Origin of the sequence: Pseudomonas sp. 22189, from assembly GCF_052045635.1 — a bacterium.
Lineage (GTDB): Bacteria > Pseudomonadota > Gammaproteobacteria > Pseudomonadales > Pseudomonadaceae > Aquipseudomonas > Aquipseudomonas parakoreensis.
The window spans coordinates 91366-115387 of record NZ_JBQEPG010000019.1; the positions used below are offsets into that span (position 1 = coordinate 91366).

The following is a 24022-nucleotide window of genomic DNA, read 5'->3' on the forward strand; positions in this document are numbered from 1 at the left end:
GCTGATGGGCAGGCCCTGAGGAAATCGAACAATGGAAACGTTAACTGCCCTGAAAGCCGCGCACATGGTCGCCACTGTAGTGTTGCTGGCCGGTGCGCTGGGGTTGGGAGTCTGGGTTTTTCTGGCAAAACGCAAAGGTGATGCAACGGCGGGCAGCCGCACCTTGCAACGGCCACGGGTGTTCATCTGGCTGTTGATGGGCCTGGCGTTGTTGAGCATGCCGTTCACCGGCTGGGGCATGGTGCATCTGGTCGGCTGGCCGCTGGGGCAGACCTGGCTGCTGGCCTCCAGCGTGCTGTATACCGTGGCGGCGCTGGCGTGGTTCTGGTTGCTGGTGCGGTTGAATCGCTTGCGCAAGGCGCCTGGCGGGGTTGGCAGGTTCACTTTTGCCTTGGCGTTGTTCAGTGTTGTCTGCTTTATCGCGATTGCCGGGTTGATGGGCGCCAAGCCTGTTTAAGGCTTGAGACCGCGTTGCTTCAATCGCTGGCAAGCCAGCTCCCACAGGATCTGTAGCGAACACAAATGGTGTGACCACCTGAAAAACCTGTGGGAGCTGGCTTGCCAGCGATAGCTATATCAGCCGCGCAGACTAATGACTGGCCATCCGCGCTTCTCGGCCTCGGCCCGCAGATTCGGATCCGGATCCACGGCCACCGGGTTCGCCACCTGCTCCAGCAGCGGCAGGTCATTCATCGAGTCGCTGTAGAAATAGCTGTCATCCAGCGAATGCCCGGTTTCCTCCAGCCAGCGATTCAGGCGCGTCACCTTGCCTTCGCGGAAGCACGGAATGTCGGTGCTGCGCCCGGTGTAGCGGCCATCGACCATCTCGCACTCGGTGGCGATCAGGGTTTCAACGCCCAGGCGCACGGCAATCGGCGCGGTGACGAAGCGGTTGGTGGCGGTGATGATCACCAGTTTGTCACCGGCGTCACGGTGCTGTTTCAGCAACTCCAGCGCCTTGGGCAGCATGATCGGCTCAATGCAGTCGCGCATGTAATCGTTATGCCACTGCTCAAGCACGGCCATTTCGGTGCGACCGAGGATTTCCAGGCAGAAGTTCAGGTACGCGGCGTTATCCAGCTGGCCGGCCAGGTAATCCTGGTAGAACTCGTCGTTACGCTGCTTGTACGCCACCGGATCGAGGAAGCCGCGCTCGCACAGATAGTCGCCCCAAGCGTGATCGCTGTCGCCGCCCAGAAGGGTGTTGTCCAAATCGAATAGAGCCAGGCGCATTGCAGTTACCCGCTGAAAAGTCAGTAAAAAGGCGACAAGAATACGGTCTTTTCACAAGAGTGCACATAAGGTAGGAACCTTCGTTGCCGCCTTATCAAGCTTTGTGGAACAATGCGGCGACATGCGTTTGCGAGGTTGTTGCCGTGATCGACCCCGATGGTTTCCGCCCCAATGTCGGGATCATTCTGACGAATGACGCCGGCCAGGTGCTATGGGCTCGCCGTATCAATCAAGATGCCTGGCAGTTTCCGCAAGGGGGAATCAACCCCGAGGAGACGCCGGAAGACGCCTTGTACCGCGAGCTGAACGAAGAAGTTGGCCTGGAACGTGAAGATGTTGAAATACTGGCCTGTACCCGGGGCTGGTTGCGCTATCGTTTGCCGCAACGTCTGGTGCGTACCCACAGCCAACCGCTGTGCATCGGCCAGAAACAGAAATGGTTTCTCCTGCGCCTGATCTCCAACGAGCAGCGGGTGCGGATGGATTTGACCGGTAAACCGGAGTTCGATGGCTGGCGCTGGGTCAGTTATTGGTATCCGTTGGGCCAGGTGGTGACATTCAAGCGCGAGGTGTATCGACGCGCCCTCAAAGAGCTTGCCCCGCGCCTTTTAGCGCGCGACTGACGACGGAGTTCGACCCCGAGCCATGCTCAATACGCTGCGCAAGATCGTCCAGGAAGTTAACTCCGCCAAGGATCTCAAGGCGGCGTTGGGGATTATTGTGTTGCGCGTCAAAGAGGCCATGGGCAGCCAGGTCTGCTCGGTCTACCTGCTTGATCCCGAGACCAACCGCTTCGTCCTGATGGCCACCGAGGGCTTGAACAAGCGCTCGATCGGCAAGGTCAGCATGGCACCCAACGAAGGTCTGGTGGGTCTGGTCGGCACGCGTGAAGAACCCCTGAACCTCGAAAACGCCGCGGATCACCCGCGCTACCGCTACTTCGCCGAGACCGGCGAGGAGCGCTACGCCTCCTTCCTCGGGGCGCCGATCATTCACCACCGCCGCGTCGTCGGCGTGTTGGTCATCCAGCAGAAAGAACGCCGCCAGTTCGATGAAGGTGAAGAAGCCTTCCTCGTGACCATGAGCGCGCAGCTCGCCGGCGTGATCGCCCACGCCGAGGCCACCGGTTCGATCCGTGGCCTGGGCCGTCAGGGCAAGGGTATTCAGGAAGCCAAGTTCGTCGGCGTACCGGGTTCGCCGGGTGCTGCCGTCGGTACTGCGGTGGTGATGCTGCCGCCAGCGGATCTGGACGTGGTGCCGGACAAGCACATCACCGACATCGACGCCGAACTGGCGCTGTTCAAGACCGCCATCGAAGGCGTGCGCGCCGACATGCGCGCCTTGTCCGCCAAACTGGCGACCCAGTTGCGTCCGGAAGAGCGCGCGCTGTTCGACGTCTACCTGATGATGCTCGACGATGCCTCGCTGGGCAGCGAAATCACCACCGTGATCAAGACCGGCCAGTGGGCCCAGGGCGCGCTGCGCCAGGTGGTCACTGAGCACGTCAACCGTTTCGAACTGATGGACGACGCCTACCTGCGCGAGCGTGCGTCGGACGTCAAAGACCTCGGCCGGCGCCTGCTGGCTTACCTGCAGGAAGAGCGTCAGCAGAACCTGGTCTACCCGGAAAAAACCATTCTGGTCAGCGAAGAACTGACGCCGGCGATGCTCGGCGAGGTGCCGGAAGGCACGCTGGTCGGTCTGGTGTCGGTCCTCGGTTCGGGCAACTCCCACGTCGCGATCCTGGCCCGGGCCATGGGCATTCCGACGGTGATGGGCCTGGTCGATCTGCCGTACGCCAAGGTCGACGGTATCGAAGTGATCGTCGATGGCACCCGCGGCGAGGTCTACACCAACCCTGGCGACGTGCTGCGCAAGCAGTTCGCCGAGGTGGTCGAAGAAGAGAAACAACTGGCGCTGGGCCTCGATACCCTGCGTGACCTGCCGTGCGTGACCCTCGACGGGCACCGCATGCCGTTGTGGGTCAACACCGGTCTGCTGGCCGATGTGGCGCGGGCGCAGAAGCGCGGCGCCGAGGGTGTCGGCCTGTACCGCACCGAAGTGCCGTTCATGATCAACCAGCGCTTCCCGAGCGAGAAGGAACAACTGGCGATCTATCGCGAGCAGCTCGCCGCGTTTCATCCGCAACCGGTGACCATGCGCAGTCTGGACATCGGCGGTGACAAATCGCTGTCGTACTTCCCGATCAAGGAAGACAACCCGTTCCTCGGCTGGCGCGGGATTCGCGTGACCCTCGACCACCCGGAAATCTTCCTGGTGCAGACCCGTGCGATGCTCAAGGCCAGCGAAGGCCTGAACAACCTGCGGATCCTGCTGCCGATGATCTCCGGCACCCACGAACTCGAAGAAGCCCTGCACCTGATCCACCGGGCCTGGGGCGAAGTGCGCGACGAAGGCACCGACGTGCCGATGCCGCCGATCGGGGTGATGATCGAGATTCCGGCGGCGGTGTATCAGACCAGGGAACTGGCGCGCCAGGTGGACTTCCTGTCGGTCGGCTCCAACGACCTGACTCAGTACCTGCTGGCGGTTGACCGCAACAACCCGCGAGTAGCCGATCTCTACGACTACCTGCACCCGGCGGTGCTGCAAGCCCTGCAGACTGTGGTGCGCGACGCGCATGCCGAAGGCAAGCCGGTGAGCATCTGCGGCGAAATGGCCGGTGATCCGGCAGCGGCGGTGCTGTTGATGGCGATGGGCTTCGACAGCCTGTCGATGAACGCCACCAACCTGCCGAAAGTGAAGTGGATGCTGCGTCAAATCAACCTGAGCAAGGCTAAGGACCTGCTGGCCGAGCTGATGACCATCGACAATCCGCAGGTTATCCACAGCTCGCTGCAACTGGCGCTGAAGAATCTCGGCTTGTCGAAGATGAATCCGCCGGCGGTCAACAAGGCCCTTTAAAAGGCTGATGGCCCTGTGGCGAGGGAGCTTGCTCCCGCTGGAGTGCGGAGCGCTCCCAATTCGGTCAATGAGATTCTTCTGAGAGATCGCATTGGCTGGGTTGCGGCTGCTTCGCACCCGAGCGGGAGCAAGCTCCCTCGCCACAATGGTTGCTCACTTTCAGGTATTGATCTCCACCTCCCCCAAATGCCCGCCATACGGCCCGAAACTGCGCTCGATCATCCGCCGCGTGCCGTCCGCCTGCACAATCAACGCCGTACTCGCCCGCGTCCCGTAACTCTGGCTGGCAATGAACACGCTCGACAGCAGTGATTCGGTCGCCAGCCCGACTCCGGTGTCCGGCAGTTCGGCAAACGGTGCGGTTTGCGCATCGCCCAGCAACTCCAGCAACCGCGCAGGTTGTGGATCGTCCAGCACCGCGCTCAGGGCAGCCTTGGCCTTGAGCAGTTTCGGCCACGGCGTATCCAGCCCGGCATTCGACAGCCCGTAAACCCCGGGTTGGAGCATCACCGGCTCGGACGTTCGCGCATTGAAGTGCCACAGCTCGTGGGCATTGCCCAGCAGCAGGTTGAACCCGGCGTACTCCGGCGAGCGCGCGACCACATCGCTTAAATAATCATCAATCGACGCATCGCCCGCGAGAAACCGCGCCACCAGCTCGCCCCTCGATTTACGCGCCGGAGGCTGGTGTGGATCGCGGATATTGGTCAGCGCGGCAAAGCGCCCGCTGGCGCCGATCCCCAGCCAGGTGCCGCCCGCCTCAAGATCGCGCCCGGCATGTACGTGCGGCGCGTCGGTCCATGGCGCCAGCGGCAGGCTCGGGCGGGCGTAGAACTCGTCACGGTTGGCCGCGACGATCAGCGGCTGGGCATGGCCCGGACGCCAGGCGAAAACGATCAGGCACATAAGGTGGTCCTTGTGTGTTTTTTGCTCACTCTACGCAGTCGGCGTCCGTGCATCCATCGCAAGTGGAGCCGGAGGGCATGCATCCGTTACCATGCCGCTCCGGTTTTGGGGATGCGTCTGGGAGACGGTCATGGAATTTCTGCTCTATCTGGCGTTGGGCGCCTGTGCGGGCGTGCTGGCCGGGCTGTTCGGGGTGGGCGGCGGGATCATTATTGTCCCGGTGCTGGTGTTCAGTTTTACCTTGCAGGGATTCGATCAGTCGATCCTCACGCATCTGGCGGTAGGGACATCGCTGGCGACCATCATCTTCACTTCGGTCAATGCCGTGCGTGAACACCATCGACGTGGTGCGGTGCGCTGGCCGATCTTCATGTGGATGACCGTGGGCATTCTGCTCGGCGCCGGTTTTGGGGCGCTGACGGCCGAGGCGATTTCCGGGCCGAACCTGCAGAAGATCATCGGCGTGTTCGCCTTGGTGATTGCCGTGCAACTGGCGCTGGAGGTCAAACCCAAGGCCAGTCGAACGGTGCCGGGCAAACTCGGTCTGACCGTGGCCGGCAGTGTGATTGGCTGGGCCTCGGCGATTTTCGGGATCGGCGGCGGCTCGCTGACCGTGCCGTTCCTGACCTGGCGCAGCGTGCCGATGCAGCAAGCCGTAGCGACGTCGTCGGCTTGTGGCCTGCCGATTGCGCTGGCCAGTGCCTTAAGTTTCATGATTCTGGGCTGGCATGATCCGTTGTTGCCGCCGCATAGTCTCGGTTTTGTTTATTTGCCGGCGCTGCTGGGCATTGCCCTGACCAGCATGGTGTTCGCCCGTCTCGGCGCGCGTCTGGCGCACAAGTTGTCGCCGCGCTTGCTGAAACGGCTGTTCGCCGCTTTGCTGTTCTGCGTGGGTCTGAATTTCCTGCTCTGAGCCTCTGGTTCAGAGCAGGCCGCAATCCTGGCTTAATCCTGAGGTGGCAGCGTCGCCCGGGAATTTTGGTTTCAACTCTAACGAGGAGTCGCAATGCTGCCTTACCCGCAGATCGACCCGGTGGCCCTGGCCATCGGTCCGCTGAAAATCCACTGGTACGGCCTGATGTACCTCGTCGGCATCGGCGGCGCATGGCTGCTGGCGTCGAGCCGGCTCAACCGTTTCGACCCGACCTGGACCAAGGAGAAGCTCTCCGATCTGGTGTTCTGGCTGTCGATGGGGGTGATTGTCGGTGGACGTCTGGGTTACGTGCTGTTCTATGACCTGAGTGCCTACATCGCCAACCCGACGCTGATTTTCGAAGTGTGGAAGGGTGGCATGTCGTTCCACGGCGGTTTCATCGGGGTGATGCTCGCCGCGCTGTGGTTCGGCAAACGCAACGGCAAGACTTTCTTCCAGCTGATGGACTTCGTTGCGCCGATGGTGCCGATCGGTCTGGGCGCCGGGCGTATCGGTAACTTCATCAACGCCGAGCTGTGGGGCAAGCCGACCGACGTGCCGTGGGCGATGATCTTCCCGCCGTTCAGCGATCCGGCGCAGCTGCCGCGTCACCCGTCGCAGCTGTATCAGTTCGCGCTCGAAGGCGTCGCGCTGTTCCTGATCCTGTGGCTGTTCTCGCGTAAACCGCGTCCGACCATGGCGGTATCGGGCATGTTTGCGCTGTTCTACGGCATCTTCCGTTTCATCGTCGAGTTCGTCCGCGTACCGGACGCGCAACTGGGCTACCTGGCCTGGAACTGGCTGACCATGGGCCAAGTGCTGTGCGTGCCGATGATTGTCGGCGGGCTGTTCCTGATCTGGCTGGCCTATCGTCGTGCGCCGGCAGCGCCGCTCGCGCCGACCGCTTAAACTACGAACCCCGGCGCGCGACGCCGGGGCTCAAAGGACACAGGTAACTCATGAAGCAATATCTCGAACTGGTCTCGCACGTCATTGCGAACGGCACCAAACAGGCCAACCGCACCGGCATCAACACCATCAGCTTCCCGGGTGCGATGCTGCGTTTCGATCTGCAGGAAGGTTTCCCGGCGATCACCACCCGCAAGATGGCCTTCAAATCGGCCATCGGCGAGATGTGCGGTTTTCTGCGTGGCGTGAACAATGCCGCTGAATTCCGTGCGCTGGGCTGCAAGGTCTGGGACCAGAACGCCAACGAAAACGCGCAGTGGCTGGCCAACCCGTTCCGTCAGGGCGAAGACGACCTCGGCGAAATCTACGGCGTGCAATGGCGCAAATGGCCGGCGTACAAGCAGATCCCGCTGAGCAACACCGCCGCCATCGAACAGACCCTGAGCAACGGCTACAAGCAGATCGCCCAGGGCGATGAAGACGGCCAGGCCTATGTGGTGCTGTACAAAGCCATCGATCAGGTGCGCCAGTGCGTCGACACGATCATCAAGGATCCGGGCAGCCGCCGCATCCTGTTCCACGGCTGGAACTGCGCCCAGCTCGATGAAATGGCCCTGCCGCCGTGCCATCTGCTGTACCAGTTCCATCCGAATGTAGAGACCAAAGAGATCTCCCTGACCCTCTACATCCGCTCCAACGACCTGGGCCTGGGCACGCCGTTCAACCTCACCGAAGGCGCCGCGCTGCTCAGCCTGATCGGGCGCCTGACCGGTTACACGCCGCGCTGGTTCACCTATTTCATCGGTGATGCGCACGTCTACGAGAACCATCTGGACATGCTCAACGAACAGCTCAAGCGCGAGCCGTTCGCCATGCCAAAACTGAAAATCTCCGACCGCGTGCCGGAGTTTGCCAAGACCGGTGTATACCAGCCGGAGTGGCTGGAGCTGGTGGAGCCGAGCGATTTCTCGCTGGAAGGTTACGAGCACCATGCGCCGATGACCGCGCCGATGGCGGTCTGACAGACTGCCATTAAACCTGTGGGAGCTGGCTTGCCAGCGATGACGGCAGCACATTCAACATTGATGTGTCGGTAAAACCGCTATCGCTGGCAAGCCAGCTCCCACAATATTTTGTGGTGTTGTCAATGGCCGTGGCTGCGGCCTACGTGGGAATGTTCGACTTCGGTTGCGACGACGCCACCACTCACCTCCAGCCGCTGCAAAATCCCGCACTGATCCGCCCCCGGCCCTTCGCCACAGCGTTGGCGCAGGTCGAGCAGTTGTGTCTGCAAGGCCAGCAATCCGTCAATCCGCGCTTTCACATGCTGGATGTGCTCGTCGATCAGCGTATTGACGCTTGCACACTGATCCTGCGGGCTGTCACGCATGGCCAGCAGGCTGCGGATTTCTTCGAGGGTCATGTCGAGGGTGCGGCAGTTGCGGATGAAGGTCAGGCGTTCGGCGTGGGCCTGGGTGTAGACGCGGTAGTTGCCATCGCTGCGCGCCGGTTCCGGCAGCAGGTTTTCGCGCTCGTAATAGCGGATGGTTTCCACGGCGCAGTCGGTGAGTTTCGCCAGTTCTCCGATCTTCATGACAGCGATCTCCAAAATGGGTGCTTGACCCTATAGTGGCTACAGGGTCTTTACTTGGCAACAGGCACCTTCATGGACGCGACCAATGAGCGATTCCCAGCACACCCACAAGCCCGGCGACGGGCACGATCATAGCCACAGCCATAAATTGCAGCCTGTGCATAAGCACGAACATGGCGGCGATTCCTGCTGCGGGTCGAAAGCCGCAGCACCGGCACCGGTTCATTCGCACGAAGATTCTTGCTGCTCGTCGACAGCGGCTGCGCCTGCGTTGGTGCAACTGAGCGAAAAGACCAGCGCTGACGCCCGGTTGAGCAGTTTCCGCATCGAAGCGATGGACTGCCCGACCGAGCAGACGCTGATCCAGAACAAGCTCGGCAAACTGGCCGGGGTGCAGCAACTGGAATTCAATCTGATCAACCGCGTGCTCGGCGTGACCCACAACCTGCCGGACACCGCGCCGATCACCGAGGCGATCACCTCGCTGGGCATGCACGCCGAGCCTTTGGAGGCGGGCGTCGAAACCCCGGCCCCGGCACCAGTAAAAAAACACTGGTGGCCGTTGGCGCTGTCCGGTGTCGGCGCGCTGGCGGCGGAAGTTATCCACTTCACCAACGCCGCGCCAACCTGGGTGGTGGCGATCATTGCGCTGGTGTCGATCCTCAGCGGCGGCCTGACCACCTATAAAAAGGGCTGGATCGCCCTGAAGAACCGTAACCTCAACATCAATGCGCTGATGAGCATCGCGGTGACCGGTGCGGTGTTGATCGGGCAGTGGCCGGAAGCGGCGATGGTGATGTTCCTGTTTACCGTGGCCGAATTGATCGAGGCGCGCTCGCTGGATCGCGCGCGCAACGCCATCAGCGGCCTGATGCAAATGACCCCGGAACAGGCCACGGTGCAGCAGGCCGATGGCAACTGGATCGAACAAGAGGTTAAAAGCGTCGAACTCGGCGCCCGTGTGCGGGTAAAACCCGGCGAGCGCATCGCCCTGGACGGTGAAGTCGTCAGCGGCAGTTCGACCATCGATCAGGCGCCGATCACCGGCGAAAGCCTGCCGGTGGAGAAAACCGTGGGCGACAAAGTCTTCGCCGGCACCATCAACCAGGCCGGCTCGCTGGAATACACGGTGACTGCGGCGGCGAACAACTCGACCCTGGCGCGGATCATCCACGCCGTCGAGCAGGCTCAGGGGGCGCGCGCTCCGACCCAACGCTTCGTCGATCAATTCTCGAAAATCTACACCCCGGTGGTGTTCGCGCTGGCGCTGGCCGTGGCGATCATTCCGCCGCTGTTCATGGGCGCGGTGTGGTTCGACTGGATCTACCGCGCGCTGGTGTTGCTGGTGGTGGCCTGCCCGTGCGCACTGGTGATCTCCACCCCGGTGACCATCGTCAGCGGCCTCGCGGCGGCGGCGCGCAAAGGTATTCTGGTCAAGGGCGGCGTTTATCTGGAGGGCGGTTTCAAGCTCGATTATCTGGCGCTGGACAAGACCGGCACCATCACCCACGGCAAACCGGTGCAGACCGATTACCTGTCGCTCAACCCGACCGCTGACGCCAGCGCTCCGGCGATTGCCGCCGCGCTGGCCGGGCGCTCCGATCACCCGGTGTCGCTGGCGATCGCCAATGCGGCTGTGGATAAAAACCTCGCCGTGCTGAGTGTGGATAACTTCGAAGCGCTGGCCGGTCGTGGCGTGAAGGGCCAGGTCAACGGCCAGACCTATCACTTGGGCAACCATCGTCTGGTCGAGGAGCTGGGCCTGTGCTCGCCGCAACTCGAAGAGAAGCTGTTTGCGCTGGAGAAACAGGGCAAATCCGTGGTGTTGCTGCTCGACAGTTCTGGTCCGCTGGCGCTGTTCGCCGTGGCCGACACAGTCAAGGAATCCAGTCGCGAAGCGATCCGCCAGTTGCACGCACTGGGCGTGAAAACCTTGATGCTGACCGGCGACAACGTTCACACCGCGCAGGCGATTGCCGCGCAGGTCGGTATCGATCAGGCCAAGGGCGACTTGCTGCCGACCGACAAGCTGCAGGCTATCGAAGAGCTTTATGCACAGGGGCATCGGGTCGGCATGGTCGGCGACGGTATCAACGACGCCCCGGCGCTGGCGCGGGCCGAAATCGGTTTCGCCATGGCGGCCGCCGGCACCGACACCGCGATTGAAACCGCCGATGTCGCCCTGATGGACGATGATCTGCGCAAGATCCCGGCGTTCATCAGCCTGTCGCGCGACACCGCGAGCATCTTGAAACAGAACATCGCCTTGGCCCTGGTGATCAAGGCTATCTTTCTTGGGGTAACCTTCGCCGGACTCGCCACCATGTGGATGGCGGTGTTTGCCGACATGGGCGTGAGCCTGCTGGTGGTGTTCAACGGTTTGCGCCTGCTGCGTAAATAAACGATGAGGGATGGTTGTGCTGAGTGCCGAGCTGAAAGCGTTTTATATGGTCGCCCGCCTGGGCAGCATTACGCTGGCGGCGAAAAAGCTCGGCCTCAGCCAACCCACCGTGACCACGCAGATTCGCAATCTGGAAAGCCAGTATTCGGTGGAGCTGTTCTACCGTGGCGGCCGTCGTTTGAGTGTCAGCGACGAAGGCGCGCGGTTGCTGCCGATGGTCAAGACGCTGTTGCAGCAGGAGGCCGACATCGAGTTCTTCCTGCGCAACAGCGGTCAGGTGCAGGGCACGTTGCGCATCGCTGCCACTGCGCCGTATTACATCCTCGATCTGGTGAAGACCTTCCGCGAGCGTCTGCCGCAGGTGGAGGTGTCGGTGGAAATCGGCAACTCGCAACAAGTGCTCGAAGCGCTGGAGGATTACCGGGTGGATGTCGCGGCGTCGTCGCAGTTGCTTGAGGATGCGCGGTTGATTCGCCGGGTATTGGGTAGCGATCCGCTGGTGCTGGCGGTGCATCGCAACCATCCGCTGGCGGCGCAGGAGCATGTGGCGTTGAGTGCACTGGCCGGGCATACCTTGCTGATGCGCGAGTCCGGTTCGACCACCCGCCGTTTGACCGAGGAGTTGCTGGAAAGCGCCGGGGTCAGTTTCGGGCCGTTGCTGGAGATCGGCAGCCGTGAGTCGATCCGCGAGGCGGTGCTGCGCAATATCGGCATCAGCATCATTGCCCGCCAGGAAGTGCCGCATGATCCGCAGTTGCGCGTGCTGACCATCGAGAATGCGCCGCAGATTCCCGAGTACCTGTATTGCCTCAAGGAGCGCAAGGGGGCGCGGTTGCCGGCGGCCTTCCTCGGCTTGGCTCAGGAAATGTCCCCGGCCTGATTTCTTCACTGCTAGTACTGGCCCCATCGCTGGCAAGCCAGCTCCCACAGGTATTTCAGGTGTTCACAAAATCTGCATTCACTGAAGATCCTTGTGGGAGCTGGCTTGCCAGCGATGGGGCCAGACCCGGCAACCCATGACTTGAAACCTGAACCAAAATCCCCGAATACCACTATCGGCCGTTTTTGCCTCACTGCCACATGACGGACGCATTACAACTCTAGGATTGGCCCCATCTGCTTGATGAGGTCTGTCCATGAATCCTGCCATCGCAACTGCCCTGACCAATCCCGGTGCGCCGATGAAAGTGCGCGGCGTGCAGAAACGCTTCGGCGCGTTTACCGCACTGGATAACGTCTCCCTCGACGTCGCCGCCGGTGAGCTGGTGTGCCTGCTCGGCCCGTCGGGCTGCGGCAAGACCACGCTGTTGCGCTGCATCGCCGGGCTGGAGAAGCAGGACAGCGGCGAGTTGTACCTCGGCGACCGCGACGTCTCGCACCTTGCGCCGCAGGCCCGGGATTACGGGATCCTGTTCCAGTCCTACGCGCTGTTCCCCAATCTGACCGTCGAAGCAAACATTGCCTACGGCCTCGCCGGCAGTGGTCGTGACGAAGTACGCCGTCGCGTCGGGCAGATGCTGGAGCTGGTCGGCCTCAGCGGCAGTGAGAAAAAGTACCCAGGCCAGTTGTCCGGCGGTCAGCAACAGCGAGTCGCGCTGGCTCGCGCCCTGGCCCCGGCGCCGTCGCTGTTATTGCTTGATGAGCCGATGTCGGCGCTGGACGCCCGGGTGCGCGAGCATCTGTGCACCGAACTGCGCCAGCTGCAGCGCAACCTCGGCATCACCACCCTGATGGTCACCCATAATCAGGACGAAGCCATGCTGATGGCTGACCGCATCGCCGTGATGCACAACGGTCGGGTCGAGCAGTACGCCACTCCGCAGGACATCTACAACCGCCCGGCCACGCCGTTCGTGGCCGAGTTCGTCGGGCAGGGCAACTGGCTGCCGTTCCAGCGCAGCAGCGCCAGTCACGCCCGGGTTGGCGGGATGGATGTACGTCTGGCGGATGGCAGCGTGAGCGGCGCTTCGGGCCGACTGTTCTGCCGTCCGGAAGCGATCAGCGTCAATCCGCTGGTGCACGAAGAAAACCTGTTCCCGGCCAAGGTTCGCGAGATCACGTTCCTCGGCAATCGCTGCCGCATGAGCTTCGAACTCGACCAGTTGCCGGGCCATTCGCTGCTCGCCGAACTGGCGCCGGAAGCCATGCCGCGCCTCGGCGCCCAGCAGATCATGGTCGCCTTGCCGCCGCGCAGCCTGCAGGTGTTTGCCTGATGAGCGCGAACATCGCACTGCCGCTACCGCACAAGCAGGCGCGGCGAGTGTCCGGGGCCGAGGTCGGTGACCGGATCTTCGTCTTCGGCGGCAAACTCCTGCTGCTGTTGCTGCTCGGTGTCGCGGTGCTGCTGCCGTTGCTGGCGATCTTCTGGCGCGGCTTCAGCAGCGAGGCCGGGCAGGGCGGTGGCTGGCTCGCCGCGAAGGAGTTGGTGACCAGCGAGAATTTCCACTGGCTGCTTGGTAACAGCCTGAAAGTTTCCCTCAGCGTCGCGGCCATCGTCGTACCGCTGGCCTACCTGTTTGCCTACGCCCTGCAACGTACATTGATTCCAGCCAAGGGCATCTGGCGCGGGATTTCCCTGCTGCCATTGATGGCGCCGTCGATGCTGCCGGGTATCGCACTGGTTTATCTGTTCGGCAACCAGGGCATGTTGCGCGGGCTGCTCTCGGACAATATCTACGGTTTCTGGGGCATTGTGTTGGGTGAGGTGATCTACACCTTTCCCCATGCGCTGATGATTCTGCTGTCGGCGTTGTCGCTGGCCGATGCGCGGCTGTTCGATGCGGCGTCGAGCATGGGCGCCAGTCCGGCCAAGGCGTTTCGCAGCATCACCTGGCCGGCGACCCGGCAGGCGGTGTTCGCCGCGTTCTGCTTGGTGTTCACTCTGACCATCACCGATTTCGGTGTGCCGGTGGTGGTCGGCGGAGACTATCAAGTGCTGGCGCTGGAAGCCTACAAAGCCGTGGTCGGTCAGCAACAATTCGGACGCGGGGCGTTGATCGGCATGGTGCTGTTGCTGCCGGCGCTGTTCAGCTTCGGCGTCGATGCCTGGTTGCGTCGGCGTCACGGCGATTCCATGAGTGGCCGTGCGCAAGTATTCAAACCAGCGCCGTCGAAAATGCGTGATGCCTGCTATCTGGCGATTGTTGTGTTGATCAGCGCGGCGTTGCTGCTGGTGTTCGGCATGGCGGTGTTCTCCTCGCTGGTGAAGTTCTGGCCGTACAACCTGTCGCTGTCGCTCAATCACTACCAGTTCAACGAAACTGCTGGCGGCGGCTGGCTGGCCTATGGCAACAGCCTGAAGATGGCGCTGGGCACCGCATTGATCGGCAGCGTGCTGATCTTCACCGGCGCTTACCTGATGGAGAAAACCCGCAGCCAACGCGGCCTCAACCTGACGTTGCGCATGCTCAGTTTCGTGCCGATGGCAGTGCCGGGGCTGGTGCTCGGTCTGGGTTACGTCTTCTTCTTCAACCTCAGCGGCAACCCGCTGCACGTGCTGTACGGCACGATGACCCTGCTGATCGTCTGCACCATTGCGCACTACTTGACCACCGCACAAATGACCGCGACCACAGCGCTGCGCCAACTCGACGCCGAGTTCGAAGCCGCCGCGCTGTCGCTCAAGGCGCCGCTGTACCGCCACTACCTGCGGGTCACCGTGCCGATCTGTCTGCCGGCGCTGCTGGACATCGTGCGCTACCTGTTTGTCTCGGCGATGACCACGGTGTCGGCGGCGATCTTCCTCTACAGCCCCGACACCATCCTCGCGGCGGTCGCGGTGCTGAACATGGATGACGCCGGCAACGTCGGCGGCGCGGCAGCGATGTCGACCCTGATTCTGTTCACCTCGGCGGGCGTGTCCTTGCTGCTGGCGTGGGCTTCGCGCGGCTTGCTGCGCCGTTCCCAGGCCTGGCGGCAAACCGCGCCCGGTCACTGATTTTCCCAACCTCAACTCAAGACAGGAAAACGATCATGTTCAAGCCTATGGCCCTGGCCGCTGCTGTGCTCGCTACTTTCAGCCTGAATGCCTTCGCGGCAAAAACCGAGTTGACGGTGTACACCGCCCTCGAAGCCGAACAACTGACCGCCTACAAGGCTGCGTTCGAAAAGGCCAACCCGGACGTCGAGATCAAGTGGGTGCGCGACTCCACCGGGATCATCACCGCCAAGCTGCTGGCCGAAAAGGCCCGTCCACAGGCTGACGCGGTGTGGGGCCTGGCCGCTTCGAGCCTGGCGATCCTCGATCAGCAGGGCATGCTGCAAAGCTACGCACCGAAGGATCTGGGCAAGATCGGCGCGAACTACCGCGACGCCGCCAACCCGCCAGCCTGGGTCGGGATGGACGTGTGGGCCGCGACCATCTGCTTCAACACCGTCGAAGCCGAGAAGCAGGGACTGAGTAAACCGGTGAGCTGGCAGGATCTGACCAAGCCTGAGTACAAGGGCAAGATCGTCATGCCGAACCCGGCGTCGTCCGGCACCGGTTTCCTCGACGTCAGCGCCTGGCTGCAAACCTTCGGCGAGAAGCAGGGCTGGGCCTACATGGACGGTCTGCACCAGAACATCGGCCAGTATGTTCACTCCGGTTCCAAGCCGTGCAAACTGGCGGCGGCGGGTGAATTCCCGATCGGCATTTCCTTCGAATACCCGGCGGTACAGCTGAAGCGCCAGGGCGCGCCGCTGGACATCATTCTGCCGAAGGAGGGCCTGGGCTGGGAGATCGAAGCGACGGCCGTGATCAAAGGCACACCGCATGAAGACGCCGCGAAGAAACTCGCGGACTTCTCCGCCAGCGCCGAGGCGATGGACCTGTACAAGGAGAACTTCGCGGTTCTTGCGCAGCCGGGCATCGCCAAGCCGCAGACCGAACTGCCGGTCGACTACGAGCAGCGCCTGATCAAGAACGACTTCGCCTGGGCCTCGAAGAATCGCGACGAGATCCTCACCGAGTGGCGCAAGCGTTATGACGGCAAGTCCGAGAAAGTCGTCGCCAAGTAACTGACTCACACAGCCTGTGGCGAGGGAGCTTGCTCCCGCTGGAGCGCGAAGCGGTCCCAAATCCTGCAAACGAGTAGTGTCAGGCACTCCGCGTCTGCTGAATTTACGACTGCTGCGCAGCCGACCGGGAGCAAGCTCCCTCGCCACACAAGCGGGATTGCTTTTATGACTCAGCACCAAGACCTGCTCATCGTCGGCGCCGGCATCCTCGGCCTGTCCCACGCCTATGCCGCGGCCAAACGCGGGCTCAAGGTCAGCGTTTTCGAACGCACCGCCACGCCCCTCGGCGCTTCGGTGCGCAACTTTGGTCAGGCGCTGGTCACCGGGCAGCCACCGGGGCCGATGCTCGAACTGGCCACGGCCAGCCGCGAGATCTGGGGCGACTGGGCGCAACTCGCCGGTCTGCACATCAAGCGCAACGGCTCGTACCTGTTCGCCCGCAGCGAAGCCGAAGAGCAATTGCTCGAGGCCTTCTGCAACGGCCGCGCCGTGGAACACGGGTATAACGTCGCCCTGTTGCGCGGCGCCGCACTGCGTGATCTGTACCACGGCCAGTTCAGTCACCACCGTGCTGCATTGCACGGCATGGACGATCAACAGCTGTACTCGCGCGAAGCAATCCCCGCGCTGATTGACTACCTGCGCCGCGATCTCGGCGTCGAGTTTCACTTCAGTACGCTGGTGCGCGACGTCGAACCGGGGCACCTGCACAGCACCGCCGGCAGCTTCACGGCAAAGCAAATCATCGTCTGCTCCGGCCACGATTATCAGACCCTGCTGGCCGAGCCGATCGCCGCGCTCGATCCGCAGATCTGCCGCCTGCAAATGCTCCGTGCCAAACCGCAGATCGAGCTGAATCTGCAACACGCCTTGCTCACCGGTCTGAGCTGCGTGCACTACGGCGCTTTCGCTGACCTGCCGCAAGCGGCGGCGGTGCAGGCGCAGATCCTGCGCGAACAACCGCACCTGCACGACAACGGCATTCACCTGCTGATCAGTCCGACGCCGTATGGCGAGCTGATCATCGGCGACTCGCACCATTACGGCAGCGATCCGTCGCCGTTCAATGCCGAGCAAGTGGACAACTGGATGCTCGAGCTGGCCGAACAGACGTTGGGCTGCAAGGTGCAAGTGCTCGAGCGCTGGCAGGGCGTCTACGGTGCCCGGGGGCCGGGACCGTTTTCGTTGCTGCGCCCGGCCCCGGGGCTGAGTGTGGCGTTGATGCACACCGGCGTCGGCATGAGCGTCGGCCCGGCACTGGCCGAGCGCAACGTGGCGCAATTACTGGAGGAAATGTGATGGCGGCGCATGCGCAAGTCGTTGACCGGGTGTTTGCGCTGTATGAACGCTTTGGTGCTAGTGATTACATCGGCGAGCCGGTGTCGCAGATCGAGCACATGTCTCAGGCCGCGCAGTTGGCGATGGCTGAAGGGTTTGATGATGAAGTGGTGCTGGCGGCGTTCTTCCATGACATCGGCCATTTGTGTGCCGAGGGCGCCGAGAACATGGGCGGGTATGGCGTGGTCAGCCATGAGCGCCTGGGTGCGGATTATTTGCGTGAGGCGGGTTTCAGTGAGCGTCTGGCGCGGCTGGTGGAATATCACGTTGAGGCCAAGCGTTACCTGACCTTGCGCGAACCTGGGTATTTCGAGCGCCTGAGTGAAGCGAGTCGCCGGACCCTGGAGTATCAGGGCGGGGTGATGAGCGAGGAGGAGGCGGGTGCGTTTGAGCGTGATCCGTTGTGTGCCGTGAGTTTGCGCATGCGCCAGTGGGATGAGTTGGCCAAGGAAACGGCGGTGCCGGTGATGGATCTCAAGGTGTTGAAGGAGAAAGCGGTGCGTCTTTTGTCTTCTCAGGTCTTGGAACCGAGTGGCTGCCATCGCTGGCAAGCCAGCTCCCACAGGTATCTCGGTTGATCACAAAATGGGTTTTCACCGAGAACCCTGTGGGAGCTGGCTTGCCAGCGATGGGGCCAGTCCAGGCGCTACAAATCCGCAGCTAATAGATCTATCTGCTCCTGCCGCTCCGCCTGATTCAACTTCGCATGCGGATTGAGCGACGACCACTGTGGGTGCGCCCGCGCCTTGTTCAGCGCCTCCGGTAGCTTGCCCTCGCGCCAGCTCTTGTCCTGCGGGGTGGCGACCTGAACTGCGTCCATCGCCGCATGTCCGCGTTGATCCAGCGCAGACAGCAACTGCCGCTGACGCAACGCCAGCAGCCGCAGCACCCCGTCATCCACGGTCAACTCGCGCTGGCCCTTGATCTTGTCCAGCAGACGGCTGCCATAACTGCGCGCCGTTTGCAGCGCGCCGCCGGCAAGCGCACCGGCCAGCGCCGCAGCGCCAAGGGTGATCCCGCCCACCAGCAAATCCACGCCAGCTCCGGCCGCCGCGCCTGCCGCGATCCCGCCGCCGACTCGCACGCCGAGTTGCTTAAGCGTTTCCGGGTTGAACAGGTCATCGCCCCAACGCCCATCCAGCAGCGGCAGATCACTGGCCGCCGCGTCCTGCGGGCGAAACGCATAAAGCTTGAGCAGCGCCTCGACGCACTTCTGTTCACGCTGACGCACGGCTTTGCGCAGTTCGCTGATGGCTTGCTGTTCCTGCTCGGCCTCGCTGACCACGCTGCGCCGGCACGCCGCACAATCGATCAGCAATTCGGCGATCAGGCGTGCCGCACTTTGCTGGCGGGCCAGGCGCTGGGCCTGTTGATCGGCGATCAAGCGTTCCAGTTGCGGACGGGCGTTTTCCAAGAGCAGCGCGAGGCTTTCGTACAGGCGCCGCTCGCCATCTTCCGGCGGCGCAACGCTGTCGAACCGCACCAGCGCATGCAGGCCGAGCCGCGCCAACGCTTCGCGCCAGTCCGGTTCGCGATGGTTGGCGCTGCTGACGAAATTCAGCACCGGCAGCAGCGGTTTACCGCAGCTGGCCAGCACTTCGAGTTCGTCGCGATACTTGGCCAGCACCGGCTCACGGGCGTCGATCACATACAGACCGGCGTCGGAGGCGAGCAGTTGTCGCAGGACTTTCGCCTCCTGTTCGAAACGCTGGCGCGCCTCGCTGCCGTCGAGAAACCGTGCCAGTCGCGCCGGGCCGTCGAGGCGTTCGCCGGGGCGCTCCAGACGCTCGAGGAAATCCAGCAGGGCAATGGCGTCTTCCAGCCCCGGCGTGTCGTAGAGATCGAGCAAGGGCTCGCCGTCCACCGACAACCGCGCGCCCTCGACATGGCGGGTGGTACTCGGGCGGTGCGAGACTTCGCCGAAACCGACGTCACGGGTCAAGGTGCGCAGCAGCGAGGTCTTGCCGACGTTGGTGTGGCCGACCACCGCGAGTTTCAGCGGGGCTTTGCGGGCATCAGTCATGACCGTTCTCCAGCCAGTTCATCGGTGCGCAATCGGCGAACGGCAATTCCAGCTGTTGCAGCGCGACATGCCAGTCGCCGAGGCGGGCGCTGTCCAGCGCTTCACCGGGCGGTGCTTGCAGCAGCCAGACGCGGGTGGCGCTGGCGTTGCGCGCCAGTTCGGCGATCAGCGCGAGGCTGCCGCGATCCGGCGAGCGTCGCGGGTCGCAGGCGATCAGCAGGCGCGCCGGAGGGAAACGGCTGAGCTGTTCGAGCAGTTTGTGCCGTGATTCGCGGCTGTCGAGGATTCCGGCGTTGCTCACGGTTTTCGGCAGGGCCGGTGGCCACGGGCGCTGATCGTCGAGTTCAATGGCCACCAGCAAAGCGCCGTCGCTGGCGTGTTCGCTGACGCTGCTTTCGACGCGATGCAACTGCTCAGGCGCCGCGTCGTTAATGCCGAGACGTTCGCTGGTCGGCATCAGCCGTTCGCGCAGCTGGGCGTAGCCGGGCAGGTTGAGGTCCAGCGCCAGCACGGCTTTGCCGCGATTCCAGCGCCAGAAACACAACAGCGCCAGCAGCAGACGCGGCAGAACGCCGTAGACCACCAGCACGCCAACCAGCCAGGTCGCCCAGGCCTGTCGCGCGCTTTCGATACCCAGCGCCGCGTCGCCACTGGCACGGATCATTTCCACGCTGGGTACGTTGAAACCGAGCAGCGCCGGCAGCGCGCCGAGGGCTTGGGTCAGGTTGATGAAGGTGTCGGCGCTGAGAATGGTGGTTTCCCAGACGAAGCCGTAGCGCCGGGTCGCCATCAGTGTCAGCAGCAACAGCAGGGCGCTGAGCATCGCCAGCAACCACAGACCGTTGACCAATGTGCCGAGCGCCCAGCGATTGAGTTTTTTGCGTTGCAGCATCAGCAGCAGGGCCGGCGCGAGTTGCGCGGCTTTGGCATCGCGAGCGAGTTTTTCGCTGAGCCACAGCCACAAGCGCCCGAGGGTGGCGCCGTGTTCTCCGGCAAAGATCAGCCCCAGCGCCCAGCTCAGCAGCAGAATCAGGTTCAACCCGAGCAGGCTGCCCAAGGCCCAGAATACATTCACCGGTGACTGGCTCAGTGCGGCGAAGGCCAGTCCGGCGCCGCTCAGCAACGCGAAAATCACCAACAGCACCAGCGCCAGACGCGCGCCCTGCAGCCAGTGCTTGAGTGCCGTGCTCAGCCCGTCGCGCTCGGCCAGCCACGCCGCCCGGCGCTGAATACGGCTCGGCAGATCGCCGCCGGCCGCGCGGGCCAGACGATTGGCTTCCAGATCCTCCAGGGGACCTGCGTGCTCTTCACGCAGGCGGATGGTTTCAGTCAGCCAGAGGTTTTGCAGGGGAGTCAGTTCAGTCACGCGCCATTCCGTTGCTCAATTGAGCCATGAGCATAACCGCTGTGGCGCTTATCGGGTCAAGCGAGGCTCTGGTATCCTCGCCGGCATGACTAAATCACTCCCCCTCAGCCTGATCGCAGCCCTCGGTGAAAACCGCGTGATCGGTGTCGACAACAGCATGCCCTGGCACCTGCCGGGGGACTTCAAATACTTCAAGGCCACGACCCTCGGCAAGCCGATCATCATGGGCCGCAAGACCTGGGATTCGCTCGGCCGTCCGCTGCCGGGGCGCTTGAACATCGTGGTCAGCCGCCAGCCAGACTTGGTGTTGGAAGGCGCGGAGGTGTATCCGTCGCTGGAAGCCGCGGTGGTGCGTGCCGAGGAATGGGCGAAAGCGCAGGGCGTCGATGAGTTGATGCTGATTGGCGGCGCGCAGTTGTATGCGCAAGGGCTGGCGCAGGCCGATCGTCTGTATCTGACCCGTGTGGCGCTGAGCCCGGAAGGGGATGCGTGGTTTCCGGAGTTTGACCTGAACCAGTGGAAGCTGGTGTCGAACGTGCCGAATCCGCCTGAGGGCGACAAGCCCGCGTACAACTTTGAGGTCTGGGAAAAAGCCTAAAAGATCGCAGCCTGCGGCAGCTCCTACAAGGTTTACGCATGTCCCCTGTAGGAGCTGGCGAAGCCTGCGATCTTTTGATCTTGCTTTACATCAAGCCTGAGCAAGCTCCGCATGCTCATCGGCATCCAGCAGCGCTTTATCGGTCTGCTGCATCACCTGACTGGTAATCGCACCTGCAGTGATCGAGCCACTCACGTTCAACGCCGTACGGCCCATGTCGATCAGCGGCTCAACCGAAATCAGCAGCGCCACCAGTGACACCGGCAAACCCATCGCCGGCAGCACGATCAGTGCGGCGAACGTCGCGCCGCCACCAACACCGGCCACACCGGCCGAGCTCAGGGTCACAATCGCCACCAGCGTCGCGATCCACAGCGGATCCAGCGGGTTGATGCCGACGGTTGGCGCAACCATCACCGCCAACATCGCCGGGTACAGACCGGCGCAACCGTTCTGGCCGATGGTCGCACCGAACGAGGCGGCGAAACTGGCGATCGACTGCGGAATGCCCAGACGACGGGTCTGCGCTTCGATGCTCAGTGGAATGCTCGCGGCGCTGGAACGGCTGGTGAACGCGAACGTCAGCACCGGCCAGATCTTGCGGAAGAAACGCAGCGGGTTGATCCCGGCCGCTGACACCAGCAGGCCATGCACCACGAACATCAGGCCCAGACCGAGGTACGAAACCACGACGAAACTGCCGAGCTTGATGATGTCCTGCAGGTTGGAACCGGCGACCACTTTGGTCATCAGCGCCAGCACGCCGTACGGGGTCAGCTTCATCACCAGACGCACCAGACGCATCACCCAGGCTTGCAGGGTGTCGATGGCGTTGATCACCTTCTGACCTTTTTCGACGTCATCCTTGAGCAGTTGCAGCGCCGCGACACCGAGGAAAGCCGCGAAGATCACCACGCTGATGATCGAGGTCGGCTTGGCCCGGGCCAGGTCGGCGAACGGGTTCTGCGGAATGAACGACAGCAGCAGTTGCGGCACATTCAGGTCGGCGACCTTGCCGGCGTAGTCGGTCTGGATGGTTTGCAGACGGGCCATTTCCTGAGTACCGGCGACCAGGCCTTCGGCGGTGAGGCCGAACAGGTTGGTCAGGCCGATACCGATCAGCGCCGCAATCGCGGTGGTGAACAGCAGCGTGCCGATGGTCAGGAAGCTGATCTTGCCCAGCGACGAGGCGTTGTGCAGACGGGCCACCGCGCTGAGGATCGAGGCGAACACCAGCGGGATCACGATCATTTGCAGCAACTGCACGTAACCGTTGCCGACCAGATCGAACCAGCCGATCGAGGCTTTCAGCACCGGGTTGCCGGCACCGTAAACGGTGTGCAGGGCCACGCCGAACGCCACGCCCAGCACCAGTGCAAGCAGGACTTTTTTCGCCAGGCTCCACGTCGTGTGGCGGGTTTGCGCCAGACCGAAGAGCAGGGCGAGGAACACCAGCAGATTGAGGATCAGCGGCAGATTCATGAAGACTCCGATAAGACTTGTGCCAGTCGCCTTCTGGGGCAACTGCGAACCGGCAAGCCTAACAGTTTGATTTCCAATGAATTAATACCGAAATAGCAGGTTGTCCGTCGTTTTTGGAATAAGCGCTTGTCGCTCTTGGCAATGCAACTGGCGTTGAAGAGACGTAAGCGGTCGCTGACAGACGAGGACTGTCACACTTATTTGTTAGCGTCGATGTCTTTCAGTCAGGGAGAAAACGCCGATGAAGTTCGCACCGAAAATGCTCGCTGTAGTGCTTGGATTGGGTCTAGCCGCTCACGCATTCGCCACCGATCTGAAGCACTGGCCGGCGGATCAGGCCAAGGCACTGGACGCGATGATCGCGGCCAACGCCAACAAAGGTAACTACGCGGTGTTCGACATGGACAACACCAGTTACCGCTATGACCTCGAAGAGTCGTTGCTGCCGTTCATGGAAAACAAGGGCCTGATCACCCGCGACAAACTCGATCCCTCCCTGAAGTTGATGCCGTTCAAGGACACCGCCGACCACAAGGAAAGCCTGTTCAGTTACTACTATCGCCTGTGCGAAGTCGACGACATGGTCTGCTACCCGTGGGTGGCGCAGGTGTTCTCCGGCTTCACGCTCAAGGAACTCAAGGGCTACGTCGATGAGCTGATGGCCTCGGGCAAAACGGTGCCGACCACTTATTACGACGGCGACGTGGTGAAGAACCTCGATGTGCAGCCGCCGAAAGTCTTCACCGGCCAGGCCGAGCTGTACAACAAGCTGATGGAGAATGGCATCGAGGTCTACGTGATGACTGCCGCTTCCGAAGAACTGGTGCGCATGGTCGCGGCAGATCCGAAGTACGGCTACAACGTCAAACCGCAGAACGTGATCGGCGTGACCACGCTGCTGAAGAACCGCGAAACCGGCGAACTGACCACTGCGCGCAAACAGATCACCGCCGGCAAGTATGACGAGAAGGCCAACCTCGGCCTCGAACTGACCCCTTACCTGTGGACCCCGGCGACCTGGATGGCCGGCAAGCATGCGGCGATCCTGACCTACATCGACGAGTGGAAAAAACCGGTACTGGTGGGCGGCGACACCCCGAGCAGCGACGGCTACATGCTGTTCCACGATGTGGATGTAGCCAAGGGCGGCATTCACTTGTGGGTCAACCGCAAGGACAAATACATGACTCAATTGAACGGCATGATGGCCAAGCACGCAGCGGCGCAGGCCAAGGAAGGGTTGCCGGTGACGGCGGACAAGAACTGGGTGATCGTGAAGCCTGAAGAAATTCAGTAAGCCCTGAAATCCCTGTAGGAGCTGCCGCAGGCTGCGATC

The 24022-nt window shown here is 62.5% G+C and carries 21 protein-coding genes; 15 read left to right on the top strand and 6 right to left on the bottom strand.

Features of this window, described 5'->3' with window-relative positions:
- The first annotated feature begins 31 nt into the window (after positions 1-31).
- A complete protein-coding gene (locus ACTJKS_RS20085) occupies positions 32-457 on the top strand; it encodes a DUF2269 domain-containing protein (protein ID WP_041072161.1) in 426 nt (141 codons plus the stop codon).
- Between the two features lie 119 nt (positions 458-576).
- On the opposite strand, the gene ACTJKS_RS20090 is transcribed toward ACTJKS_RS20085, so the two are convergent.
- Positions 577-1233, bottom strand: a complete 657-nt coding sequence (locus ACTJKS_RS20090) for an HAD family hydrolase (RefSeq protein WP_041072163.1) — start codon at positions 1231-1233, stop codon at positions 577-579.
- A 143-nt stretch (positions 1234-1376) separates the two neighbouring features.
- Between ACTJKS_RS20090 and ACTJKS_RS20095 the strand changes: the two genes are divergently transcribed.
- On the top strand, positions 1377-1856 hold the full coding sequence (locus tag ACTJKS_RS20095) for an RNA pyrophosphohydrolase (RefSeq protein WP_003229203.1): 480 nt from the start codon (positions 1377-1379) through the stop codon (positions 1854-1856).
- A gap of 22 nt (positions 1857-1878) precedes the next feature.
- On the top strand, positions 1879-4158 hold the full coding sequence (ptsP, locus tag ACTJKS_RS20100) for a phosphoenolpyruvate--protein phosphotransferase (RefSeq protein ID WP_041072165.1): 2280 nt from the start codon (positions 1879-1881) through the stop codon (positions 4156-4158).
- Between the two features lie 159 nt (positions 4159-4317).
- On the opposite strand, the gene ACTJKS_RS20105 is transcribed toward ptsP, so the two are convergent.
- Positions 4318-5064, bottom strand: coding sequence for an NRDE family protein (locus tag ACTJKS_RS20105; RefSeq protein ID WP_041072167.1), 747 nt, complete (start codon positions 5062-5064; stop codon positions 4318-4320).
- 130 nt (positions 5065-5194) lie between these two features.
- On the opposite strand from ACTJKS_RS20105, the gene ACTJKS_RS20110 reads away from it, so the two are divergent.
- The 3 genes from ACTJKS_RS20110 to ACTJKS_RS20120 all read left to right on the top strand — a co-directional run bounded on the left by ACTJKS_RS20110 (position 5195) and on the right by ACTJKS_RS20120 (position 7908).
- Positions 5195-5977 carry a sulfite exporter TauE/SafE family protein gene (locus ACTJKS_RS20110; protein WP_047297179.1) on the top strand — a complete coding sequence of 261 codons (783 nt, stop codon included), beginning with the start codon at positions 5195-5197 and terminating at the stop codon, positions 5975-5977.
- 93 nt (positions 5978-6070) lie between these two features.
- A complete protein-coding gene (lgt, locus tag ACTJKS_RS20115; RefSeq protein ID WP_007965581.1) occupies positions 6071-6886 on the top strand; it encodes a prolipoprotein diacylglyceryl transferase in 816 nt (271 codons plus the stop codon).
- Between the two features lie 50 nt (positions 6887-6936).
- Positions 6937-7908 (top strand): thymidylate synthase, encoded by a 972-nt coding sequence (locus ACTJKS_RS20120; protein ID WP_108184124.1) that lies wholly within the window; start codon positions 6937-6939, stop codon positions 7906-7908.
- A 122-nt stretch (positions 7909-8030) separates the two neighbouring features.
- On the opposite strand, the gene cadR is transcribed toward ACTJKS_RS20120, so the two are convergent.
- Positions 8031-8480, bottom strand: a complete 450-nt coding sequence (gene cadR / locus ACTJKS_RS20125; protein ID WP_007964189.1) for a Cd(II)/Pb(II)-responsive transcriptional regulator — start codon at positions 8478-8480, stop codon at positions 8031-8033.
- An 85-nt stretch (positions 8481-8565) separates the two neighbouring features.
- Between cadR and ACTJKS_RS20130 the strand changes: the two genes are divergently transcribed.
- The 7 genes from ACTJKS_RS20130 (at position 8566) to ACTJKS_RS20160 (ending at position 17795) form a co-directional block, all read left to right on the top strand.
- Positions 8566-10881: a heavy metal translocating P-type ATPase gene (locus ACTJKS_RS20130; protein WP_108184123.1), complete on the top strand. Its 2316-nt coding sequence runs from the start codon at positions 8566-8568 to the stop codon at positions 10879-10881.
- 16 nt (positions 10882-10897) lie between these two features.
- Entirely contained in the window at positions 10898-11761 is an 864-nt protein-coding gene (locus ACTJKS_RS20135) for a LysR family transcriptional regulator (RefSeq protein ID WP_098968462.1), read from the top strand.
- A gap of 256 nt (positions 11762-12017) precedes the next feature.
- Positions 12018-13094: a putative 2-aminoethylphosphonate ABC transporter ATP-binding protein gene (locus tag ACTJKS_RS20140; RefSeq protein WP_131670637.1), complete on the top strand. Its 1077-nt coding sequence runs from the start codon at positions 12018-12020 to the stop codon at positions 13092-13094.
- The gene (locus tag ACTJKS_RS20145; protein WP_108184121.1) at positions 13094-14818 is read left to right on the top strand and encodes a putative 2-aminoethylphosphonate ABC transporter permease subunit; all 1725 of its coding nucleotides are present in this window, start codon (positions 13094-13096) and stop codon (positions 14816-14818) included. Before ACTJKS_RS20140 ends, ACTJKS_RS20145 begins: the two co-directional genes overlap by 1 nt.
- 35 nt (positions 14819-14853) lie before the next feature.
- Positions 14854-15879: a putative 2-aminoethylphosphonate ABC transporter substrate-binding protein gene (locus ACTJKS_RS20150; RefSeq protein WP_108184120.1), complete on the top strand. Its 1026-nt coding sequence runs from the start codon at positions 14854-14856 to the stop codon at positions 15877-15879.
- A 165-nt stretch (positions 15880-16044) separates the two neighbouring features.
- Entirely contained in the window at positions 16045-17178 is a 1134-nt protein-coding gene (locus ACTJKS_RS20155; RefSeq protein WP_108184119.1) for a TIGR03364 family FAD-dependent oxidoreductase, read from the top strand.
- The gene (locus ACTJKS_RS20160) at positions 17178-17795 is read left to right on the top strand and encodes a phosphonate degradation HD-domain oxygenase (protein WP_108184118.1); all 618 of its coding nucleotides are present in this window, start codon (positions 17178-17180) and stop codon (positions 17793-17795) included. The genes ACTJKS_RS20155 and ACTJKS_RS20160 overlap by 1 nt, the downstream gene beginning before the upstream one ends.
- A 68-nt stretch (positions 17796-17863) precedes the next feature.
- Here the strand turns inward: ACTJKS_RS20160 and ACTJKS_RS20165 are convergent, their stop codons facing one another.
- Positions 17864-19240, bottom strand: a complete 1377-nt coding sequence (locus ACTJKS_RS20165; protein WP_108184117.1) for a GTPase/DUF3482 domain-containing protein — start codon at positions 19238-19240, stop codon at positions 17864-17866.
- On the bottom strand, positions 19233-20606 hold the full coding sequence (locus ACTJKS_RS20170; protein ID WP_108184116.1) for a DUF2868 domain-containing protein: 1374 nt from the start codon (positions 20604-20606) through the stop codon (positions 19233-19235). Before ACTJKS_RS20170 ends, ACTJKS_RS20165 begins: the two co-directional genes overlap by 8 nt.
- A gap of 85 nt (positions 20607-20691) precedes the next feature.
- On the opposite strand from ACTJKS_RS20170, the gene ACTJKS_RS20175 reads away from it, so the two are divergent.
- Positions 20692-21204, top strand: coding sequence for a dihydrofolate reductase (locus tag ACTJKS_RS20175; protein ID WP_108184115.1), 513 nt, complete (start codon positions 20692-20694; stop codon positions 21202-21204).
- 90 nt (positions 21205-21294) lie between these two features.
- Here the strand turns inward: ACTJKS_RS20175 and ACTJKS_RS20180 are convergent, their stop codons facing one another.
- Positions 21295-22686, bottom strand: coding sequence for an L-cystine transporter (locus ACTJKS_RS20180; protein ID WP_096795779.1), 1392 nt, complete (start codon positions 22684-22686; stop codon positions 21295-21297).
- A 241-nt stretch (positions 22687-22927) separates the two neighbouring features.
- Here ACTJKS_RS20180 and ACTJKS_RS20185 point away from each other — a divergent pair, with 241 nt between their 5' ends.
- Positions 22928-23983: a haloacid dehalogenase-like hydrolase gene (locus tag ACTJKS_RS20185; protein ID WP_198759729.1), complete on the top strand. Its 1056-nt coding sequence runs from the start codon at positions 22928-22930 to the stop codon at positions 23981-23983.
- The last annotated feature ends 39 nt before the right edge of the window (positions 23984-24022 follow it).

Coding starts and splice junctions, on each gene's coding strand:
- ACTJKS_RS20145 (WP_108184121.1), top strand. CDS start 13,094: ATGAGCGCGAACATCGCACTGCCGCTACCGCACAAGCAGGCGCGGCGA.
- ACTJKS_RS20160 (WP_108184118.1), top strand. CDS start 17,178: ATGGCGGCGCATGCGCAAGTCGTTGACCGGGTGTTTGCGCTGTATGAA.
- ACTJKS_RS20155 (WP_108184119.1), top strand. CDS start 16,045: ATGACTCAGCACCAAGACCTGCTCATCGTCGGCGCCGGCATCCTCGGC.
- ptsP (WP_041072165.1), top strand. CDS start 1,879: ATGCTCAATACGCTGCGCAAGATCGTCCAGGAAGTTAACTCCGCCAAG.
- ACTJKS_RS20165 (WP_108184117.1), bottom strand. CDS start 19,240: ATGACTGATGCCCGCAAAGCCCCGCTGAAACTCGCGGTGGTCGGCCAC.
- ACTJKS_RS20120 (WP_108184124.1), top strand. CDS start 6,937: ATGAAGCAATATCTCGAACTGGTCTCGCACGTCATTGCGAACGGCACC.
- ACTJKS_RS20110 (WP_047297179.1), top strand. CDS start 5,195: ATGGAATTTCTGCTCTATCTGGCGTTGGGCGCCTGTGCGGGCGTGCTG.
- ACTJKS_RS20150 (WP_108184120.1), top strand. CDS start 14,854: ATGTTCAAGCCTATGGCCCTGGCCGCTGCTGTGCTCGCTACTTTCAGC.
- ACTJKS_RS20105 (WP_041072167.1), bottom strand. CDS start 5,064: ATGTGCCTGATCGTTTTCGCCTGGCGTCCGGGCCATGCCCAGCCGCTG.
- ACTJKS_RS20175 (WP_108184115.1), top strand. CDS start 20,692: ATGACTAAATCACTCCCCCTCAGCCTGATCGCAGCCCTCGGTGAAAAC.
- lgt (WP_007965581.1), top strand. CDS start 6,071: ATGCTGCCTTACCCGCAGATCGACCCGGTGGCCCTGGCCATCGGTCCG.
- ACTJKS_RS20085 (WP_041072161.1), top strand. CDS start 32: ATGGAAACGTTAACTGCCCTGAAAGCCGCGCACATGGTCGCCACTGTA.
- ACTJKS_RS20090 (WP_041072163.1), bottom strand. CDS start 1,233: ATGCGCCTGGCTCTATTCGATTTGGACAACACCCTTCTGGGCGGCGAC.
- ACTJKS_RS20130 (WP_108184123.1), top strand. CDS start 8,566: ATGAGCGATTCCCAGCACACCCACAAGCCCGGCGACGGGCACGATCAT.
- cadR (WP_007964189.1), bottom strand. CDS start 8,480: ATGAAGATCGGAGAACTGGCGAAACTCACCGACTGCGCCGTGGAAACC.
- ACTJKS_RS20180 (WP_096795779.1), bottom strand. CDS start 22,686: ATGAATCTGCCGCTGATCCTCAATCTGCTGGTGTTCCTCGCCCTGCTC.
- ACTJKS_RS20185 (WP_198759729.1), top strand. CDS start 22,928: ATGAAGTTCGCACCGAAAATGCTCGCTGTAGTGCTTGGATTGGGTCTA.
- ACTJKS_RS20140 (WP_131670637.1), top strand. CDS start 12,018: ATGAATCCTGCCATCGCAACTGCCCTGACCAATCCCGGTGCGCCGATG.